General features: G+C 43.3%; 17 protein-coding genes. 11 read left to right on the top strand and 6 right to left on the bottom strand.

Going from position 1 to position 20492, the window contains the following annotated elements:
* Positions 1-161: 161 nt before the first annotated feature.
* The gene (gene ilvD / locus QL898_RS05875) at positions 162-2048 is read right to left on the bottom strand and encodes a dihydroxy-acid dehydratase (protein ID WP_057759459.1); all 1887 of its coding nucleotides are present in this window, start codon (positions 2046-2048) and stop codon (positions 162-164) included.
* A 206-nt stretch (positions 2049-2254) separates the two neighbouring features.
* Positions 2255-3010: a hypothetical protein gene (locus QL898_RS05870; RefSeq protein ID WP_290176146.1), complete on the bottom strand. Its 756-nt coding sequence runs from the start codon at positions 3008-3010 to the stop codon at positions 2255-2257.
* Between the two features lie 204 nt (positions 3011-3214).
* Here QL898_RS05870 and QL898_RS05865 point away from each other — a divergent pair, with 204 nt between their 5' ends.
* The 4 genes from QL898_RS05865 (at position 3215) to dusB (ending at position 8331) form a co-directional block, all read left to right on the top strand.
* On the top strand, positions 3215-4228 hold the full coding sequence (locus QL898_RS05865) for a hypothetical protein (RefSeq protein WP_290176145.1): 1014 nt from the start codon (positions 3215-3217) through the stop codon (positions 4226-4228).
* Between the two features lie 140 nt (positions 4229-4368).
* A complete protein-coding gene (locus QL898_RS05860; protein ID WP_290176144.1) occupies positions 4369-4809 on the top strand; it encodes an HIT domain-containing protein in 441 nt (146 codons plus the stop codon).
* 310 nt (positions 4810-5119) lie between these two features.
* Positions 5120-7165, top strand: a complete 2046-nt coding sequence (locus QL898_RS05855; protein WP_191115093.1) for a BCCT family transporter — start codon at positions 5120-5122, stop codon at positions 7163-7165.
* A 134-nt stretch (positions 7166-7299) separates the two neighbouring features.
* Entirely contained in the window at positions 7300-8331 is a 1032-nt protein-coding gene (gene dusB, locus QL898_RS05850; RefSeq protein ID WP_290176143.1) for a tRNA dihydrouridine synthase DusB, read from the top strand.
* A 79-nt stretch (positions 8332-8410) separates the two neighbouring features.
* Here dusB and QL898_RS05845 read toward each other — a convergent pair whose 3' ends face one another.
* Positions 8411-8812, bottom strand: a complete 402-nt coding sequence (locus QL898_RS05845; RefSeq protein WP_290176142.1) for a DUF1622 domain-containing protein — start codon at positions 8810-8812, stop codon at positions 8411-8413.
* A 221-nt stretch (positions 8813-9033) separates the two neighbouring features.
* On the opposite strand from QL898_RS05845, the gene QL898_RS05840 reads away from it, so the two are divergent.
* From QL898_RS05840 to QL898_RS05820, 5 genes are all read left to right on the top strand, one after another.
* Positions 9034-9921, top strand: coding sequence for an SDR family NAD(P)-dependent oxidoreductase (locus tag QL898_RS05840; protein WP_057759469.1), 888 nt, complete (start codon positions 9034-9036; stop codon positions 9919-9921).
* A 309-nt stretch (positions 9922-10230) separates the two neighbouring features.
* Positions 10231-11268 (top strand): DUF1852 domain-containing protein, encoded by a 1038-nt coding sequence (locus QL898_RS05835; RefSeq protein ID WP_290176141.1) that lies wholly within the window; start codon positions 10231-10233, stop codon positions 11266-11268.
* A 54-nt stretch (positions 11269-11322) separates the two neighbouring features.
* Positions 11323-12351, top strand: a complete 1029-nt coding sequence (locus QL898_RS05830; RefSeq protein WP_290176140.1) for a methionine synthase — start codon at positions 11323-11325, stop codon at positions 12349-12351.
* A 105-nt stretch (positions 12352-12456) separates the two neighbouring features.
* Complete coding sequence (locus tag QL898_RS05825) at positions 12457-12972, top strand: flavin reductase (protein WP_201547380.1); 516 nt, start codon at positions 12457-12459, stop codon at positions 12970-12972.
* Between the two features lie 113 nt (positions 12973-13085).
* Positions 13086-13901, top strand: coding sequence for a sulfite exporter TauE/SafE family protein (locus tag QL898_RS05820; protein WP_201547379.1), 816 nt, complete (start codon positions 13086-13088; stop codon positions 13899-13901).
* 146 nt (positions 13902-14047) lie between these two features.
* Here the strand turns inward: QL898_RS05820 and QL898_RS05815 are convergent, their stop codons facing one another.
* The 3 genes from QL898_RS05815 to lipB form a co-directional block, all read right to left on the bottom strand.
* On the bottom strand, positions 14048-14512 hold the full coding sequence (locus QL898_RS05815; RefSeq protein WP_290176139.1) for a hypothetical protein: 465 nt from the start codon (positions 14510-14512) through the stop codon (positions 14048-14050).
* A gap of 157 nt (positions 14513-14669) precedes the next feature.
* Positions 14670-15200, bottom strand: coding sequence for an inorganic diphosphatase (locus QL898_RS05810; protein WP_057759479.1), 531 nt, complete (start codon positions 15198-15200; stop codon positions 14670-14672).
* 194 nt (positions 15201-15394) lie between these two features.
* Entirely contained in the window at positions 15395-16234 is an 840-nt protein-coding gene (lipB, locus tag QL898_RS05805; RefSeq protein WP_201547378.1) for a lipoyl(octanoyl) transferase LipB, read from the bottom strand.
* Between the two features lie 511 nt (positions 16235-16745).
* Here lipB and QL898_RS05800 point away from each other — a divergent pair.
* Both QL898_RS05800 and QL898_RS05795 read left to right on the top strand, forming a co-directional pair.
* The gene (locus QL898_RS05800) at positions 16746-18125 is read left to right on the top strand and encodes a coniferyl aldehyde dehydrogenase (RefSeq protein ID WP_290176171.1); all 1380 of its coding nucleotides are present in this window, start codon (positions 16746-16748) and stop codon (positions 18123-18125) included.
* 392 nt (positions 18126-18517) lie between these two features.
* On the top strand, positions 18518-20446 hold the full coding sequence (locus QL898_RS05795) for a glycine betaine ABC transporter substrate-binding protein (protein ID WP_290176138.1): 1929 nt from the start codon (positions 18518-18520) through the stop codon (positions 20444-20446).
* Positions 20447-20492: the final 46 nt, after the last annotated feature.

The following is a 20492-nucleotide window of genomic DNA, read 5'->3' as shown; positions in this document are numbered from 1 at the left end:
CAGTCACTGATACTCTTTATCATGACGTCAAAATAAAATAATTACCGCAAAAAATAGTTATCAAAACGACAGCTACGTTGTTTTTTGGTGAAAAAAAAGCCTGCATTGCGCAGGCTTAATATGTTTTTATCAGTATGTCTGGAGCATTGATAGCTTACAGACTAGCGCTCCACTTGACTCACGTCACGTACGGCACCAGTATCAGCGCTGGTAGTCATAGCCGCATAAGCACGTAATGCTGGCGAGACATGACGATCACGGTTGACAGGCTTCCATGCATCACGACCACGCGCTTCCATAGCTTCTCGGCGAGCAGCTAAGTCTGCATCGCTTACTTGCATGTTGATGGTACGATTTGGGATATCGATATGAATACTATCGCCTTCTTCAACCAAACCAATCGCACCGCCTTCAGCAGCTTCTGGGCTAGCATGACCAATTGATAGACCTGATGTACCACCAGAGAAACGACCATCAGTCAGTAGGGCGCATTCTTTACCCAATCCTTTTGACTTGAGATAAGTCGTTGGATAAAGCATTTCTTGCATACCAGGGCCGCCTTTAGGGCCTTCGTAGCGAATGATGACGACATCGCCTGCAACAATTTGGTCAGCCAGTACCGCAGCAACCGCATCGTCTTGTGATTCAAATAGACGTGCGCGACCAGTAAAGGTTAAGATGCTTTCGTCGACGCCTGCGGTTTTGACCACGCAGCCTCGCTCGGCGATATTGCCATATAGTACGGCTAAGCCGCCATCTGTAGAGTAGGCGTGTTTGGCACTACGGATACAGCCTGACTCACGGTTGACGTCGAGGTTTGACCACTCTTTTGATTGTGAAAACGCTTCTGTGGTACGTACGCCACCAGGTGCTGCAAGGAAGCGTGCGCGAGCTTCATGATTATCAGGGTTCATGATGTCCCACTTGTCGATTGCTTCTTTCATCGTTGCACTATGAATAGTCGGCACGTCAGTCTTTAATAACTCAGCGCGATCAAGCTCAGCGAGTAATGCAAAGACACCGCCAGCACGATGCACATCTTCCATATGGTATTTCTGTGAGGCAGGGGCTACTTTTGCCAGACAAGGTACACCGCGACTTAAACGGTCAATATCAGCCATCTTAAAATCGATCTCTGCTTCATTGGCCGCAGCAAGTAGATGCAAGATGGTATTGGTTGAGCCGCCCATAGCGATATCTAAGCTCATGGCATTTTCAAAAGCGGCTTTGGTAGCGATAGAGCGTGGTAGTACAGAGTCATCATCTTGCTCATAACGACGTTTAGCAAGCGACACAATGGTACGACCCGCTTCTAAGAATAGCTCGCGGCGTAATGAATGAGTAGCTAGCAGTGAGCCATTACCTGGTAAAGCTAAGCCTAAAGCTTCGGTCAAGCAGTTCATCGAGTTGGCTGTAAACATACCAGAGCACGAACCACAAGTAGGGCAGGCTGAAGCTTCGATAGCGGCGACGTCTTCATCACTGATGCTATCATCAGCCGCGTCCATCATTGCATCGACTAGGTCAAGTTTGCGAACAGCACTGCTGTCACTACTATCGGTATTGTGGCTCTTACCAACGGTACTGGCTAAGATTTTGCCCGCTTCCATTGGGCCACCTGAGATAAACACCACTGGAATGTTAAGGCGCATGGCGGCCATCAACATACCCGGAGTGATTTTGTCACAGTTAGAAATACAAACTAGCGCATCTGCACAGTGGGCATTGACCATATACTCGACAGAATCAGCGATCAAATCACGGCTTGGTAGCGAGTACAACATACCGCTATGGCCCATCGCAATACCATCATCGACCGCAATGGTATTAAACTCTTTGGCAACGCCGCCTGCTTGCTCAATCTCACGGGCGACCAGCTGTCCAAGGTCTTTTAGATGCACATGGCCGGGTACAAACTGGGTAAAAGAGTTAGCAATCGCAATGATTGGCTTGCCAAAGTCGCCGTCAGTCATGCCGGTTGCACGCCATAATGCGCGCGCGCCTGCCATATTACGACCGCCGGTAGAAGTTTTTGAGCGATAATCCATGTGATATTCCTTACAAATAGGCGGGGTTGTTAAAATGTGCACCCTTAGTTTTAATAGGGATAGTGTGCTTTTTATAGAGAGTGAGTACTAGTGAATAATACTAATTCGTTACCATACCATTAGATATGAATAATTAAAAACAATATGCTAATAACAGTGAATTAATAATCATAAGCGATGAGCGAAAAAACCGTTATTCAAAATAGCTACTCAATACGTTCTAATATGGCTTTATCAAACCAAGGAAGATCAGCTTTGTCTGCTTCTAATTTCACAATGGCTGCAAGCGCATGAGTAGCCAGTAGCTGTTGGTAATCGCCGCTAGCTTCAATCGTCAACAGTGACTCGGCAGGTAGTGCTTGCGTATCAGGGTTTAGCTCGTCAATACTAATTAGTATCTGCTTATTATTTTTATAAAGGACGTCTACACGACCAAAAAACTGCCAATCTTTAAAAGCGGCAATAATAGCGTCGGCGGCATCCTTGGTATATACCTGCTGCGTCTCTTTACCTGTATTGGTCCAGTGTAGGCGTACGGCCAATTGCAATGCCTCACTAAATACCACCAACGAGCCGATAATTTTCACATGCCAAGGACTGGTCAGCAGCTCATCGTCAATACCAATTAACTTGGCAGCCTCATGAGCTGACATGGGTTTATTGAATTGAAGCAGTAGCTCAGGAGTAAGCGGGTGCGTCTGTTTGATCGCATCATCTAAACTGTCATAGTGATACAAAAAAGGCAGTGGCAAATCTTGCGTGACAGTCTTCTTTATAATTTTACAATTGTGTATCTGCCAGCTGATGGCTTTATCAGTCAATGCTTCTGCTAATATGATAGCGTTTGGATCGATAGTTTGAGTACCACTTTCCCTCTCAATATCAGAGTGTTCTTCCTGATTATCAAGGGTTACAGCAGTATTATCCATATCTGGTTGAGTTGGCAAAGTAGGCAAATCCATAAACATAGCGTTATTAAAATAGAGGGTTAATATAACATTTTAAGGGCATGACTCGCCAATAAATTAGTGAGATGAGATGGTAGTTTATACGTATAAAATAATATCTTTAGTTGAATGACTTATTATAAATTAATCGTATTTTGTCTATTAAAATAATCTAAAATATAGTCGATAATTTAGATGGAAATATAAGCAAAGGAATTAATGAAAAAGTTCTCCGATAATGAATCTATCCAAGAATGGATAACATCAAATCGTCTCTATGAAGAGTACCTCTTCTACTACTTACTCATATGCCTATTTTGGTTTTTCGTTGGTTTGTTTTCTATTGGTATACGCATACCTGTATTCAACGATATGCAGAATCTAGCATTTAATACGGTATGGTTTTTAATCCTATGTGTCGCATTAAGCATCCCCAAATTTTGGTATTTTTTGATAAAAGGGCGTCATGGCCAATTGTTTCAAGCCATTGCCAAAGTGTATGAAACGCTAGACAGCATAGAGGATATTGGGCAAAGAGAGCAGGTACATAAGCAGATTACTAGCAATGGCAAGTTGCCACCTAACCGACTAGAAACGCTATCACTGGCATTTTTATTTGCATTCATACTCTTCGATATATTGTATACCCGCTGCTGGATAAGGGATCTGAGCCTAGTGTGGCAGCCTGACTGGGTCAATGCTTGCATTGGTTGGGTACATAATAACCTATCGATGCCTCCAATTAGCGAAGACAGACAGATTTTTAATTTATGGTTCGATGATGGTCACAATGACACAGTATTGAAAGAATATTTTGGAGATGAATGGGCATTTTTGGCTTCTCCATTTGGTGATGCCGCAATGTTTTACCATTTTATTCGAGTGATGATGTTTGTTCCTATCTTAGCGGCATTGTCGATCGTATTGTGGAAGCCATTGAAATGGATGGGAATGCAGCAGATTGATCCTAGAAATATTCGCAGTGTCATGTCTTTTTTACGTAGCTGCGCTTGGTCACTTATCTTTGCTTTTTTTATGGCGATTGGTACATGGGGATTTTTGACTAATGCAAACTGGTTCACTTTAGGACTAATAGATCAAGAGGCATGGTTTGATAATTTATATATCAACGTTTTATACCTATTTATCGTTTTTGGTATCCGATTTTTTTATGGATGGCTCATTTTTTGGAAAAATATCTTTTTGAAGTTTGTAAAAAGGTTCAGTTATTAGAGGTTCGTTCGCTTTGAACTCACATTGCTGACTTGTACTAAAACTATATTTCGTCCACTATATGACAGACACTTTTATCTATTTTGAATAGCTATTAAGCTATTAATCAACTAATAATAAAACCCTTAAAGGAAGAAATAATGACTGAATTGAATCAACAGACTACTTATGACGACAATAACATTTTTGCCAAAATGCTAGATGGTGATATTCCGTATCATAAAGTATATGAAGATGATAAAACGCTCGCTTTTATGGATATCATGCCGCAAGCAGAAGGCCACGTATTGGTGATACCGAAGCAAAAAGCGGTAGATTTGGCCGATCTTGAGCCAGAGTATGCCGCTGCGGTATTAATGACGTCTAAGAAAGTTATGCAAGCCCAGCGTCAAGTGTTTGAGCGTGAAGGCGTTATCCAAATGCAGTTGAATGGCTCACAAGCAGGTCAAACGGTTTTTCATTATCATGTGCACCTCATTCCATCAAGCATTCATGAATTGGGTCGTCATGCAGTAACCCAAGCCGATAGTAATGATTTGGCAAATATTGCGCAGAAGTTGGCTGCAGTGATTGATGCCTAGTTAGGAAACAGATTGCTTCTGTTTAGGTAAAAAAAATATTGGTATTTACGAATTAGCGAGCATTTATAGATTATAAATCACTAAAAAAATACATATACAATCAAAAGGCAGCTAGCAAGCTGCCTTTTTTATTTTCTTGGTAATAGTCATGTAACATTCGTTAAAGTCATGTTACGAGTTGAACGCTTGTCTAGGGTTTTGGAAAAGAGTGTGATAATTATTATAACCATTCACACACATTTTCTAATCTTTGCCTTAATTAAAAATTTTCATAAAAAGGCATCGTCAACTTTTGAGGATATTATCTTTCATGAGTAAATTACCTCGTTCGACTATTTTATTACCAGTCTTTGTACCTGCAGCAATTATTATGCTGCTATTGGTCATTGGTACGGCTATTAATCCTGAAGCAGCGGGTGCTCTGTTTAGTGATGTGCTTAGTTTTACGACTGAGACATTCGGCTGGTTTTATATGCTGGCAGTGGCACTGTTTTTGATGTTCATTATTGTACTGGCGTTTTCGTCTTATGGCAGTATCAAGCTAGGCCCTGATCATGCTGAGGCGGAGTACGGATTCCTTGAATGGTTTGCCATGCTGTTTTCGGCAGGTTACGGGATTGCACTACTGTTTTATGGGGTAGCGGAACCAGTGATGCACTTTTCTAGTCCGCCAATGTCGGATCCGCAAACTATCGCCGCGGCAAAAGAAGCGATGCAAATTGCGTATTTTCATTGGGGTTTTCATATTTGGGCAATTTATGGTGTGGTTGGTTTATCACTAGCTTATTTTGCGTTTCGTCATGGTCTACCACTATCAATACGCTCGACGCTGTACCCGATTATTGGTGACAGGATTCATGGCCCTATTGGTCATACGGTTGATGTGTTTGCGATATTAGGTACGATGTTTGGTATTGCTACCAGTCTTGGCTTGTCGGTGTCGCAAATTAATGCGGGACTCAATTATCTATTGCCAGATATTATTCCAGTGAATACGACCGTACAGGTGATTGCCATTGCCTTGGTGACAGCCGCGGCATTGGTATCGGTATTGGCAGGTATGGATAAGGGTGTAAAACGCTTATCTATTTTAAATATGCTATTAGCAACTGCGTTGATGCTGTTCGTATTCGTTGTCGGTCCGACCATTTTTATCTTGAACGCCTTTATGGAAAATACGGGTAGCTATTTGGGTAATATCGTTGAACGTACCTTTAGCTTGCAGGCATACGAGAATAGCAATTGGATCGGCAGCTGGACTTTATTTATTTTTGCATGGACGATTGCATGGGCACCTTTTGTAGGTCTGTTTATCGCCAAGATTAGCCGTGGTCGTACTATTCGTGAGTTCGTATTGGGTGTGATGTTGGTACCGACCTTCTTTACATTCTTTTGGTTTTCGGTGTTTGGCGATACCGCGTTACATATGATTATGGTCGATGGTTATACCTCATTAATCAGTGAAGTACAAAATAACCAAGCAATTGCTTTGTTTAAACTGTTAGAGAATCTACCGTTTACTGAATTTGTGTCGTCGTTGACCATTTTATTGATTATTACCTTTTTTGTGACGTCATCGGATTCTGGCTCATTGGTAATCGACTCGCTAGCGGCAGGTGGTCGCAGTGATACACCATGGTGGCAGCGTAGCTTTTGGGTAGTGACTGAAGGTGCTGTCGCAGCAGTATTGCTACTTGCAGGTGGTTTAGAAGCCCTACAAACAGCAGCTATCGTTAGTGCATTACCTTTTGCCATTATTATTCTGATCTCTATGTTTGGTATGTGGCGTGCGCTGCGTATCGAAGGACATCGTAATCAGAGCCTCGGTAATGACAACAGACTGCCGCCGCATTTACTCAAACCGTCTGCATGGCGCGAGCGTATTGATTATATGACCGATAAGCCAACGCGTGAAAAGGTTCTTAGCTATATCAAAGAAGTGGTTATGCCTTCGATGATGGAGGTGTCGTCCAAATTTGCAGAAACTGGCTGGACGACTGAGGTCAACTATGACGCGGTCAATAACCGAGCCGTATTAGAGCTACAGCGCGGTGACGATGTCGAGTTTTGGTATGAAGTTCGCTTATCTGAACATGATGCGCCTGATTATTATACTGAAGACAGCGCAGATACCTTGCCACAAGAGCACCATCATCGCGCTGAGGTGTATCTACGCCGTGGTGGTCAGACCTATGACTTATACGGCTACAAATCTGAATCAGTGATTAATGACATCATTGATCAGTTTGAGAAGTATTTACATTTCCTCAATGTATCGCCTGATAGTCTACCGTGGCGTATGCAAGAGCATGATGATGACATCACGCTAGAGCAGGGCAGTGTGCTTGATAAATAATTAGAGTAATTGTTTGAAATCAAACATCATGTATGCAAGTTATTCACGTGAATAGCTTGCATTATGTGCACGAATCCTTAGAATAACGGCTTGTTTTCATTGACTTACTTCAATCAACTGCAAGCCGTTTTCTTATGTCTATAGACTTTCCTGTTGTACCCACATCTGTGCTAGTGTCTGACCATCCATTGTTGCAGCCATTGAATATAGGTGGCCTGACGATTGAAAATCGTTTGATGGTCGCACCAATGGCAGGCGTGACGGACAACCCCTTTCGCCGACTGTGCAAGTCATTTGGCGCAGGTCATGCGGTCAGTGAAATGATCATCGCTGATACGGCCCTTTATGCGCGCAAAAAATCCTTGTACCGTGCCAATTTTGACAACGAAATTGCGCCTATTTCGGCACAGATAGCAGGTGCTGAGCCGGATAAATTGGCTGAAGCGGCTCGCTATCAAATTGATAATGGCGCACAGATTATCGATATCAATATGGGCTGTCCGGCCAAGAAGGTCTGTCGTAAGCTGGCAGGCTCTGCATTGTTGCAAGACGAAGATCTGGTCGCGCGATTGCTCGATGCAACGGTTAATGCCGTTGATGCACCTGTCACGCTAAAGACACGTCTAGGTTTTGAAAACGGTCGTGAAAATATCTTACGAGTCGCCAAGCGTGCTGAGCAGGCAGGTATTGCAGCGATTGCTATTCATGGCCGTACGCGTGAAGACATGTATACAGGCAATGCACGCTACGAGCTAATACGCGAAGTCAAAGAAAGTATTAGCATTCCTGTCATTGCTAATGGTGATATCGATAGCGCACAAAAAGCCCAACACGTCTATGAGATGACAGGCTGTGATGCGGTGATGATTGGGCGTGCTGCACAAGGGCAGCCGTGGATATTTCGTGATATTGAGCACTTTTTGCGTACTGGCGAGCGTCTAGAGGCACCGAGCGTTAGTGAAATAAAAGAGATCGTACTGGCCCATTTGCAAGAGCTTTATGATTTCTACGGGGAGTACTCAGGCTGCCGTATCGCTCGCAAACATATTGCATGGTATACGACAGGTATTCCAAACTCTAACGCCTTTAGACAGGCGATGTATGGTGAAGAAAGCACGGCTGGACAATTTAAAGTGGTCGAGACTTTCTTGCAGGCGCACGAATAGTAATCGCTTAAATATTATTTTATAAATCAGTGCTAATCATTTCTATGCATCGTTTCTTGATGGCATTTTTGTCCAACAGCTATGTTTTATCAATTGGCACAGTATGATTGTCAGTATCAGACGGTTTATCAGGCGCAGGTTTTCTATTTTGCCAAGGAAATCGACCTTCTAATTCAACCTGTAACGATAAGCTTAAAAAGGTTCGAATCAGTACGATAAAACCTAGCACCAGTACGCTGCGTAGCGATGGCTCGGTAACGACAGTAGCCACGATATCAGCGGCGATTAGTACCTCTAATCCTAACAATATAGACTTGCCTACGGTCTGTCTGATTTCAACATAAATATCATTATTGAAATGACCAGACGCTCGAAAAGCTCTATATAAAGCAAGAAATAGCCCGAAAAACATAATGAGGACGCCAATGACTTCGATCATTTTGGCAATTAAGTCAATATAGTGAGTTAGTGTGTCTATCAAAGCAGGTACTCCTTATAATTGATCAAAAAAAAGCTTAGCATTTAACACTTAGGACTTAACAATAAGCTAAAAATATCTTTATAAATATTTATGTCAACGACGAAATTTGTAAAAGTCCCGTTAGCTAACGCCCACTATGGTTTTGTTCACTCCATACGACATTTTTTTGCTATGCTATAACCGAATACCAATAACTATAGAATAAACGAAAAGGACTTTTTATGGCCAATCTCTCGAAAAAAGCAATCACCAAAGCCGTCAAAGGCAAGAATATTATCATTACAGGCGCTTCAAGTGGTATCGGTGAGCGTACGGCTTTTTTGCTCAGTGAATGTGGTGCGCATGTTATTTTGCTGGCCCGTACTGAAGATAAGCTAAAAATGGTCAAAGAAAATATTGAAACACTTGGCGGCGCGGCCAGTTACTATCCATGCGATCTGACCAATATGGATGAGATTGAAAAAACCAGTGAAAAGATTTTGGCTGACTTTAAGCATGTTGATGTACTAGTCAACAATGCAGGACGTTCGATTCGCCGATCAGTACATGAGTCGGTCAACCGTTTTCATGACTTTGAACGTACCATGGAGATTAATTATTTTGGCGCGGTCAAAATTATTCTTGGTTTCTTGCCAACGATGATTGGTCGCCAAACTGGTCAAATCGTGAACATATCCTCGATTGGGGTATTGGCAAACAGCCCTCGTTTTTCAGCGTATGTCGCGTCAAAGGCGGCCTTAGATGCATTTAGTCGCTGTTTGGCTGCTGAAGTCAAAGGCGATAACATCAAAGTGACCAATATTTTTATGCCACTTGTACGTACCCCGATGATTGCGCCAACCAAGCTATATCGTTATATGCCAGCACTGATGCCTGATGAAGCAGCGATGATGGTCGCAAAAGCCATCGTTCATAAGCCAAATAGCATTGCTAGTAATATGGGCAAATTTGCATCGGCGACTTATTCACTAGTACCAGCCTTTAACGTTGGTGTCCAGTCCATTGGTTATCGCATTTTCCCAAGTTCGACTGCTGCACAAACGACTGATAGCAAGCCTAACCTTGCTCAGCGCGCTTTTGCCAAAATTCTTCCTGGTGAGCATCACTAGAATCGATGTGTTATCAGGCTCGAATTTGAATAAAAAGGATACTACGGTATCCTTTTTTTATGCCTCAAACACTCTTAAGCAGTATAAAAGCCTTCTTCGCCGCCAGTGTGTGAAAGGCTTAGTTATACGTTAAATGAACCCTTAAAACTTCCGCTGTTAAATTTCCTACGTATCCTTAATTCCAAGAAAGATGAATAAAATTCATCTTATGTTTAAATTGTATCGTTTTTATTCATGTTTAGATTTCGGTATGATTCATCCCATACACAGATTTGGTTTTATCTCAGATAAATAAGGTAGCGGATCACCATGAGTAAAGAATTCAATTGTTCAATTAAGCACATTCGTTTTGATGAAAACTATCAGCCTGCAGATAGCACGCGTTTGACGACTAACTTTGCAAATTTGGCACGCGGCGAGCACCGCGAAGAGAACTTACGCAAAACGTTAACCATGATCAATAATCGATTCAATGCATTGGCGCATTGGGATAATCTGACAGCAGATCGTTATTCTGTTGAAGTTGATATCATCTCTGTCGATCTGGATGTTAAAGGCAATGGTCAAACGTTTCCTATTATCGAAACGCTAAAAACAACGATTGTGGATCATAAAGAAAGCAAGCGTATCGACGGCATGGTTGGCAACAGTTTCTCATCTTACGTGCGTGATTATGACTTTAGTATTGTGTTACCAGAGCATCGCGACAAAAACCTAGCATCCATAACGCCAGATAATTTTGGTGAGTTACATGGCAAGTTGTTTCAATACTTATTGAACTCAGAGGCTTACAACGCTCATTTTCACAAAAAACCTGTGATTTGCCTGAGTGTGTCAACCAGCAAGACTTACTACCGTACTGTCAATCAGCATCCTGTATTGGGCATTGAATACAAGCAAGATGAATACTCGTTGACCGACGACTATTTTCATAAAATGGGCTTAACGGTACGTTATTTTAAACCTGAAGGAAGCGCCGCGCCATTAGCATTTTATTTTGCAGGGGACTTGCTCAGTGATTACACCGATCTTGAGCTTATCAGCGCGATAAGTACTATGGAGACCTTTCAGAAGATCTACCGTCCTGAGATTTACAATGCCAACTCAAGCGCTGGACAAGTGTATCAACCTAGCCTGAATTACCAAGACTATTCATTGACTCAAGTGGTCTATGACCGTGCCGAACGCAGTCAGATGGCAGTGACCCAAGGCAGATTTACTGAGACACACTTTATCAAGCCGTATCAAGCAATCCTTGAGGAATGGGCTGCAAGCTATGATGTAACAGGCGATACTGCTGAAAAAGAAGCTGCTGATAAAGAAACGGCTAGGAAGCAAGCCGCTTAACTGAGCATCACCCATCAACATAATAAAAAATAAATTAACTAGAAGATAAATCGTATGAAACTACTATTACCGACGTCTACCGCTGGCAGCTTACCAAAACCTTCTTGGCTAGCAGAACCCGAGAAAATTTGGTCACCTTGGGCGTTAGAGGGCGAGCAGTTGCTTGAAGCCAAGCAAGATGCGCTACGTGTATCACTGCAAGAACAGCAGCATGCAGGGATTGATATTGTCAGTGATGGCGAGCAGACCCGTCAGCACTTTGTGACTACGTTCATTGAACACCTTGATGGTGTCGATTTTGAGAAGCGTGAAACGGTCAAAATCCGTAATCGCTACGATGCGAGCGTGCCCTCAGTCGTTGGTGTGGTGAGTCGCCCGAAGTCCGTGTTCGTTGATGATGCCAAGTTTTTACGTCAGCAAACCGATCAGCCAATCAAATGGGCTTTGCCAGGGCCGATGACGATGATTGATACGTTATATGACGGTCATTATAAAAGCCGTGAAAAATTGGCTTGGGAATTTGCTAAAATCCTGAACCAGGAAGCGAAAGAATTAGAAGCGGCTGGCGTCGATATTATCCAGTTTGATGAGCCTGCATTTAACGTATTCTTTGATGATGTGAACGACTGGGGTATTGCGACTTTAGAGCGCGCCATTGAAGGCCTAAAATGTGAGACAGCTGTCCACATTTGCTACGGCTATGGCATCAAAGCCAATACCGATTGGAAAAAGACACTGGGCTCAGAGTGGCGCGAATACGAAAAAGCGTTCCCTAAACTGCAACAGTCGAAAATCGATATCATCTCACTGGAGTGTCAAAACTCACGTGTACCTATGGATCTGATTGAACTGATTCGTGGTAAAAAAGTGATGGTCGGTGCCATTGATGTGGCAACCAACACTATCGAGACACCAGAAGAGGTGGCCGATACGCTACGCAAAGCGCTACAATTCGTTGATGCTGACAAGCTGTATCCTGCGACCAACTGCGGCATGGCACCTTTGTCTCGCCAAGTCGCACGTGGTAAGCTCGCGGCATTAAGCGCTGGTGCTCAAATCGTTCGTCAAGAACTGACTGCTTAGAGTTTAGCCGTTTAGGAAATTCTATTTAAAGAATTTCCTTTGCAAAACTAAAATTGAAGCACAATTTTTTAACGTTATTTTTTAACGTTTCTCAGGATTGAAGCAATGATTAAAGATAGGATTGACGCGACCGACTTTAGAGATGCCATGTCTTTGCTAACGACTGCGGTCAATGTGGTGACCACAGCAGGTACAACGGGCATACATGGGTTTACAGCATCGGCAGTATGTAGTGTCACAGACACACCGCCGACCTTGCTTGTCTGTATGAATCAAACGTCTCGGTCACATGGCTACTTTCTGGAAAACAAGATTTTAAGTGTCAATGTGTTAGGCGCGCAACATGAGCAGCTGTCCAATGCTTTTGCCTCTAAACTGTGTTCAGAAGAACGGTTTGCATATGGTTCTTGGACACAATTACAGACGGGCGCTCCTGTGTTAGAAGATGCCTTGGTCAGCTTTGATTGTGAGATTGAACAAATTCAAGAAGTCGGCACGCATAGCGTCTTTATGTGCCGCGTTGTCGCCATCAATCAGGCTGAGCCACAAGGCGGAACTGATGAAGGGTTGGTTTACTTTAACCGTGCCTATTCTAGAGTTGGGCAAGTGGAGCTTATTTAATCCAATACCTATTATCCAACACCTAAGCCTATGGACTATTGCTCGTTCAATATTGAGCAGTCATTTAACTATAATTATCATCTCATTAAATCTAAATAAGAAGTAACTATCCTGTGGAATTAATAACTTTTTTAGTAATAGGGGCGCTAGCAGGATTTGCTGCGGGGCTATTTGGAGTGGGCGGTGGGACTATTATCGTACCACTGCTATTTATTGTCTTTACGCAAATGGGTTACAGTCCTGACAGTATTATGCACTTGGCCTTGGGTACTTCACTGGCGACTATTATCGTTACATCCATAAGCTCGCTCATGGCGCATAACAAAAAGGGCGCAGTCATGTGGCCTGTTTTCAAAAATCTGACGCCAGGCTTAGCAATAGGCTGTTTTTTAGGGGCGGGGATCGCAGGACAGATATCTGGATTATATCTTCAGTTGATTGTTGGTGTGTTTTTGCTTTGGGTCGCTTATAAAATGTTTATGGGTGGCAAAAAGAAAGCAAATAACGATGCTAGCAATGTCCATATAGCCTTGCCTTCAAAGCCTAAACAGCTAGCAGCAGGGGCGGGTATCGGTATCGCTTCTGCTATTTTTGGGATTGGCGGTGGTAGCTTAACCGTACCTTACCTCACGCGTTACGGTGTGGTTATGCAAAAAGCCGTTGGAACCTCAGCCGCTTGTGGTTTACCTATCGCCATTGCAGGTGCGCTAGGGTTTATGTTCTTTGGTATGCAAGCGCAAGTCGACGTGCCCAATACGATTGGCTTTGTCCATATCTATGCTTTTTTAGGCATTAGCATCATGAGCTTTTTCACCGCCAAGCTAGGCGCAAAAGTCGCTCATGCATTATCGCCGCAGTTGTTAAAAAAATGCTTTGCGGTACTGTTGACCGTCGTAGGCTGTTACTTCTTATATAAAGGATTGTTCTAAGTGATTTGAGATTAATGGACGATTGAAAGGATTCAAGGGCAGGTTTTCAATTAGCATACCGACTAGCTACATTCTTAAATTATAGCTAGTCGGTATGTGGCTGTATGGGGAATATGTCGAGCCAGTTTCTTATTTAGCTAAATCACTTAACCAAATACTCGCCACAATATCCAAAATATTCCTATCATCAAGACAGCAATCACGAGCAGTCGTTTTAGCCAATAAGGTAGTAGAGGTTTCTTATAGCCTAAGTCATTTAACTGACTATCGACACCATCTTGCAGCCCCTTAAACCCTTGGCTTTGTTTGGTGGTTTTAACACGATTTTTTACCAATGGCCCAGGCTCGTCTTCTTCTTGCTCTCTATCAAAGCTGATGGCTTGATTTGGAATGCCTTGTTTACTAGCTATAGTATTGAGCTTCTGTTGTTGCTTTACCTTTAGCTGGGTCTCATAAGCATCAATCCTACTTTTGGCTTCATCCATCCTGATGTTTTCATCTGCCGCCAAAGTTTTAATAGCCATTACTAGGTTGTTTTTTTCGACCATCATAATGACGTCTCTTGGCAACTTGGTATTGACCGGTTTTGCGCTAGGGTCGGGGTTAAACATGATTGTCCTTATTACGGCGTATAAGTGCGAATGAGTTATATGCTCATTATAACCATGTTAGATAAGCAATATTCAAGCAAAAAAATACCGCGGCCACCATGGTGACTGCGGTATTTTATTATTTATCGTTATTGGCATTTTTGCCAATATTTGATAATTATAGATCTTTCCAGCGTTGGATAGACTCTTTGATAACTTCTTTCGCTTCTGCGACATCGCCCCAAGATTCAACAACCGTCGTACCAGCTTTTTTCAGGTCTTTGTAATGGCTGAAATGGAACTCTAACTGGTTGATCAACTGCTTTGGTAGGTCTTCTAAGCTGTTGTAAGCATTGCCCGTGTCACGGTCATCAGCAGGTACAACAACGATTTTGTCATCTACTTCGCCATCATCAACAAACTTCATTACACCGATGACTTTTGCTTTTAAGAAAATACCAGTCGGTAATGGCTGCTCAGTCAGTAGCAATACGTCAAGCTCATCGCCGTCTTCGTCAAGTGTTTGTGGGATGAAACCATAGTTACAAGGTTTGGCAAAAATCTGTGGGTCAATACGGTCAAGCTCAAATACTGCTAATTCGCGATTCCACTCAATTTTATGGCTGCTACCAGCTGGGATCTCTACTACTACGTTGATGATGCCGCCGTCTACGTCGCCTGCGTCCAAAATTTTGTTAAAATCTGCCATAAAATGCTCCAATTTGCTTTTGTTTTAAATGTTTGAATAAGGGGTTGAGCTAGGGATCCAGCAAGGATAGTTGCTGCGTCCGATTTGTACTGCATGCGATTATAGCAAGTTTGTACTGAATTTTCTCTTAATGCTTAAGTCTAAGCGTGCAAGATATTATGCAAAAAAAGATTATGCAAAAACGGACTCAAAACTTACTTAGGTGCGATAGCTCGCAACTCAATCAGACCAGCATGGCGCTTGGCGATGTTATCAATAAGTTTTTGAGTGACTGTCTCATAGCTGAATGAATCGCTAATTTGCTGCTCGGTCTGCGCCTCCGGCTTTGTTTGCTCTGAATCTGTCTGCATGGCTACAAAATCAGACAGTCGCAACATTTGCATGCCGGCATAGCCACAAGGATTGATGGCGTTAAATGAAGACAGGTCACAATTTAAATTAATCGCAATACCATGGTAGCTAAAACCATGCTTAATCTTAAAGCCTAGCGAGGCCATTTTGCCAAGCATAATCTTATTATCAAGAGAGTTGTCATCTGTAAAGGTGCTGTCATCTGTTGCAGCAGTATCTGCATATAGGTAGACACCTGGGGCATCGCGGCGCGCATGAGCACTGATATTGTCACTATTAGATGGTGAGCTACGCAAACAGTCGTTGATGACGTCTTCTATCGCTTGCTCAGCATGGGAGACAAGATTGCGCACACTCCATTTAAGACTGTCCAAGTCAAACAACCAATAGATCACTAACTGCCCATGACCATGCCATGTCACTTGACCACCGCGATCGGTCTTGATGATAGGCGTGTCAGTACGCTGTAATATGTGTTCTTCTTTGCCTGCCTGTCCAAGCGTGTAGACGTCGTTATGATCTACAATCCATAATTCATCAGGCGTACGCAGCCCTTGTCGTTTCTTTAGATCGATACGTTCAAGGGTGCGTGCCAGCATCGCATCTAGAGTAGGGACATAATCGGCCGCTGAGAGAGATTTGCTGACAAGCGTATCATTAAGGAGTTGTGTGTCATTTTGCATGAGAGTATCTGTCTTATTATTATCAAGTTTAAAATAAATAATGCTCATCGGTAGTGTAGCAGTTTTGGCGACTATCGCCCAAAGATATATACTGTCGCAATGTCTGTAAGTGGCATAAATGCTAATAATAAACAGCTAACAATGGCTGACGAAATAATAGGTATAGAACCGTGGCAAGTGGTTCATAGCGGTGCTGCTAGTACAGACGCAGTAGTCAACTAAAGATGCTGTTCATTGCTCAGTCGATGCGCTACATTAAAGTGTGATGAATGGAATCTGATGAAGTTTATAGTCAGAGTAGGTTATCAAAGAGTGCACCTGACTAGAAAGATAGAGCCTCTAACCCAATATAATGTAGTGACTACAAACCTTATGACTATTACTATGATTATGACAAGGAAGACAAATGACAGATAGCAACCAAAGCGCCCATGAGCAGCCAGTGACCGAGACCGGTTTTGCGCTGCAGCGTGTGCCTGAAGCACTAAGTACGGCGAAGACTATCGATGAGATGAAAGCGCAATTTTCACGCTTGCAAATGTTAAGCCGTACCCAGCCAATCAATGATTGGGGCACACGTACGACGCAGCTAGACAATCTAGAAGTGATGCTTAGCGATAACCAAGAGAGTTTTGCAAAGGCAATTAGTGCAGATTTTGGCTATCGTAGCCAGTCAGAGACGCAGTTTGCTGAGTTATTTCCTAGCTTTACCGGTATCAGCCACGCCAAGAAACACGGCAAAAAATGGATGAAAGCCCATCGTGCGCCTATTTCAGCGCTATATATGCCAGCTCATAATGAAATTCAGCCGCAGCCATTGGGTGTGGTCGGTATCATGGTGCCTTGGAACTATCCGTTATTTTTAGCAATTGGCCCGATGATTGATGCAATCACTGCGGGTAACCGCATTATGGTCAAAATGAGTGAAGCTGCGCCGCAATTTGCTCAGACGTTTGCTGACGCCATTGCTCGTTATTTTTCGCCAGATATGATCTGTGTGGTACTCGGTGAAGTTGAGATTGCCGCTGCCTTTAGTGAGCTACCATTTGATCATCTGCTATATACCGGATCGACTGCGGTGGGCAAAAAAGTCATGGCAGCAGCAGCACCTAATCTAACACCAGTGACGCTTGAGCTTGGTGGTAAATCACCAGTGATCGTACTAGATGATGCCAATCTAGAGTCTGTCGTCAATCGAGTGATGATGGGCAAGACACTAAATGCTGGACAGACGTGTATTGCGCCAGATTATGTTTTGATTCAGCGCCAATACCATGACCATTTTATCCAACTCGCAAAAGAGTGGATGACCAAGCATTATCCTGATATCGAAGAAAACCCAGATTACTCTCGCATTATTAATGGTGAGCAGTTCAAACGGGTAAAAGGCTATCTAGATGCGCTAACAGGTGGCGAGGTACATGCGTTAACTGGCGCCGAACCCAATATAGAAACCCGTCTTATGCCGCCAGTCATCGTCAGCGAGCCTGCGCCTGACAGTGACCTCATGCAAAACGAGATTTTTGCCCCGATTTTGCCGCTGATGCATTATGAGACGCTTGATGATGCCATTTATTTTGTGAACTCACGTCCACGCCCATTGGCGCTATATGTGTTTAGTGACAACTACAGCAGTATCGAAAACGTGCGTAACAATACGGTCTCGGGTGGTCTGTGTATCAACGAAGTTTTGATACATGTGGCTCAGCATGACTTGCCATTTGGTGGTGTGGGTGATTCTGGTACTGGCGCGTACCATGGTAAGGCTGGCTTTGAACGCCTCAGCCATATGAAGCCGATTTTTGTACAAACCAAGCTCAATGGTCTGAATTTATTATTGCCGCCTTATGGTGGACTGTTTAAAAAGGCGATGGCACTGTTTTTAAAATAACGATTCTTGAGTTAGACATTTTATAGTAGCTATAGAAATTAATAGTGACCTTTTTAATCGATATCATAACCAATAGCACCTATCCAGATAGGTGCTATTTTTTTATCTAAAATATGAATTTATAAACATAGATTTCTAAAATTAAGAGCGACTTGTTATAAGAGCTTTATTAAAATTATCGTAAATTTGTATACTGAATTAATCGACAAATAAGCGTTTGTCATCACTTCTATAAATCGCTACACTTTGTAGTAAGTCTAAACAACAGTAGATAGTAGCTGAATGGTCTAGAGCTAGCATTGGTAAACATGATATAGACCTTTCAGCTGTTTTTTAGCTCTATTGTTTTAATAGTGATTTCATGCCGATACAACATAATAATAGGAAAGAGTATGCGCCAATGGATTGCATTAAGCTTACTGTGGATGAGCGCGATACTACTGCCTGTATCGGCGTCAGCGGCGTGTGAATCACCGATTAAATTTGGGGCGCTAACCTGGGAGAGTGGGCAATTTACCTCCGGCGTACTCAGACATATCGTAGAAGATGGGTACGGCTGCACAGTAGAAGAAGTACCAGGAGCAGGGCCTGCACTTGATACAGCGCTCTCACAGAACGATATTCAGGTCATCGGGGAGCAGTGGGTTGGTCGCTCGCCAATCATGGAAAAAGCCATTGAGCAGAATAAAGTGGCCATCATCGGCGATACGCTAAAAGGCGGTGCAACTCAAGGCTGGTATGTCCCAAGATACGTCTTGGAAGAGAACCCAGGACTACGCAGCTATCAAGATTTGCCCAAATATACTGAGCTATTTAAAGACCCTGAAGATCCTGGTAGATCACGCTTTATGAACTGTCCTTCTGGTTGGACGTGTGAGATTTTTAACACACGTTTGCTAAAAACTACCGGTCTAGACAGTCTCTTTAACAACGCACACCCTGGTACAGGTGCTGCTCTCGATGCCGAAATTGCCTCCGCTTTTGAACAGCATAAGCCATTGTTATTTTACTACTGGCAACCTACTGGGCTAATGGCAAAATATGATCTTGCGCCACTAGAGTTCCCAGCTTATGAGGATGCTTGTTGGCAAAACCTTTTGCTCGCTGATGGTAAGATGAATTGCGTGTCAGGATTCCCAGTATCGCCGTTAGGTATTGCCGTTTCTACCCCGTTTGTCGAATCCAATCCTGAACTAGCCGCTGTCTTTGAAAAGGTGCAATTTACCTCTAATGAGCTCAACGGTGCTATCTTGGAGATGAGCGAAAGCAAACGCACTGGCGATGAGCAGGCCATGGTGTTTTTGCGTGACAACCCAGAGGTTTGGCAAGCATGGTTATCCGATGAGGCCGCTACCAATCTCGCTACCAAGTTAGGCCTTAGCTCAACGGGTGCTATCTCTACAGAAGCAACTGCATCTAGTATCAATGCGTCAGCGCTCGCATCAAGCTTTCCTTCATGGTCGCTTGAGACCCCACTCAATAATGCCTTAGCAAACGTCGTCCAAAACTATGGCGATGTATTCCGTACTATTAGCACGATGGCGCTTACTTATCTGCTACTACCTATTGAGCGATTATTAACGGTTATCCCGCCTTGGCTGATTATTGCATTTGTAACTGTGCTTGGGTGGTTTGGTGTTCGCAAGATTTGGTTCGCGCTGGCATGTGGTGCAGGGTTGTTTTTGATTGGCGCTTTTGGATTATGGGGCGCACTGATCGATACTTTAGCACTGCTTATCGTATCGGTACTGGTCACGGTGGTAATTGGTATTCCTATTGGTATCGCTATGTCAGGTAGCAAACTACTACGCAAGATAGTGACGCCAGTGCTAGATATCATGCAGACGATGCCGAGTTTCGTATATCTCATACCAGTGCTGATGCTGTTTGGTATTGGTAAAGTGCCTGCGTTATTCGCGACCGTGATTTATGCGTTGCCGCCCTTGATTCGTCTGACGACGTTAGGGATTACACAAGTCAATCATGAAATGGTCGAAGCAGGACGCTCCTTTGGTAGTACGCATTTACAGCTACTTCTCTGGATTAAATTGCCACAAGCGTTGCCTAGTATTATGGCAGGTATCAATCAGGCTGTGATGATGTCACTTGCCATGGTGGTATTGGCTTCAATGATTGGTGCTCCTGGGCTTGGTGAAGATGTATTGCAGTCTATCCAAACGCTCAATATCGGTCAGGGTCTACAAGCAGGTACGGCCATCGTTATCGTTGCCATTATCATTGACCGTATTACGCAAGCATTTGGTCAAGGTAAGCGTACCCGTCAAAAAACCATCGAAGCAGGCAGACGTCCGATTGGATAAAAAGTCGTCTAGTGGCATACGACTGAACCTATGGTAATCGACCGAA

Origin of the sequence: Psychrobacter sp. APC 3279, from assembly GCF_030407795.1 — a bacterium.
In the GTDB taxonomy this organism is placed as follows: domain Bacteria; phylum Pseudomonadota; class Gammaproteobacteria; order Pseudomonadales; family Moraxellaceae; genus Psychrobacter.
Note: the sequence above shows the minus strand (reverse complement) of the source record. Positions and strands in the feature narration are given on the sequence as shown.

Bases quoted from the DNA above. Each gene is read 5' to 3' on its own strand.
- QL898_RS05865 (WP_290176145.1), top strand. From the start codon at position 3,215: ATGAAAAAGTTCTCCGATAATGAATCTATCCAAGAATGGATAACATCA.
- QL898_RS05800 (WP_290176171.1), top strand. From the start codon at position 16,746: ATGAAAGCGCAATTTTCACGCTTGCAAATGTTAAGCCGTACCCAGCCA.
- ilvD (WP_057759459.1), bottom strand. From the start codon at position 2,048: ATGGATTATCGCTCAAAAACTTCTACCGGCGGTCGTAATATGGCAGGC.
- lipB (WP_201547378.1), bottom strand. From the start codon at position 16,234: ATGCAAAATGACACACAACTCCTTAATGATACGCTTGTCAGCAAATCT.
- QL898_RS05815 (WP_290176139.1), bottom strand. From the start codon at position 14,512: ATGTTTAACCCCGACCCTAGCGCAAAACCGGTCAATACCAAGTTGCCA.
- QL898_RS05855 (WP_191115093.1), top strand. From the start codon at position 5,120: ATGAGTAAATTACCTCGTTCGACTATTTTATTACCAGTCTTTGTACCT.
- QL898_RS05835 (WP_290176141.1), top strand. From the start codon at position 10,231: ATGAGTAAAGAATTCAATTGTTCAATTAAGCACATTCGTTTTGATGAA.
- QL898_RS05830 (WP_290176140.1), top strand. From the start codon at position 11,323: ATGAAACTACTATTACCGACGTCTACCGCTGGCAGCTTACCAAAACCT.
- QL898_RS05840 (WP_057759469.1), top strand. From the start codon at position 9,034: ATGGCCAATCTCTCGAAAAAAGCAATCACCAAAGCCGTCAAAGGCAAG.
- QL898_RS05810 (WP_057759479.1), bottom strand. From the start codon at position 15,200: ATGGCAGATTTTAACAAAATTTTGGACGCAGGCGACGTAGACGGCGGC.
- dusB (WP_290176143.1), top strand. From the start codon at position 7,300: ATGTCTATAGACTTTCCTGTTGTACCCACATCTGTGCTAGTGTCTGAC.
- QL898_RS05870 (WP_290176146.1), bottom strand. From the start codon at position 3,010: ATGGATTTGCCTACTTTGCCAACTCAACCAGATATGGATAATACTGCT.
- QL898_RS05825 (WP_201547380.1), top strand. From the start codon at position 12,457: ATGATTAAAGATAGGATTGACGCGACCGACTTTAGAGATGCCATGTCT.
- QL898_RS05795 (WP_290176138.1), top strand. From the start codon at position 18,518: ATGCGCCAATGGATTGCATTAAGCTTACTGTGGATGAGCGCGATACTA.
- QL898_RS05860 (WP_290176144.1), top strand. From the start codon at position 4,369: ATGACTGAATTGAATCAACAGACTACTTATGACGACAATAACATTTTT.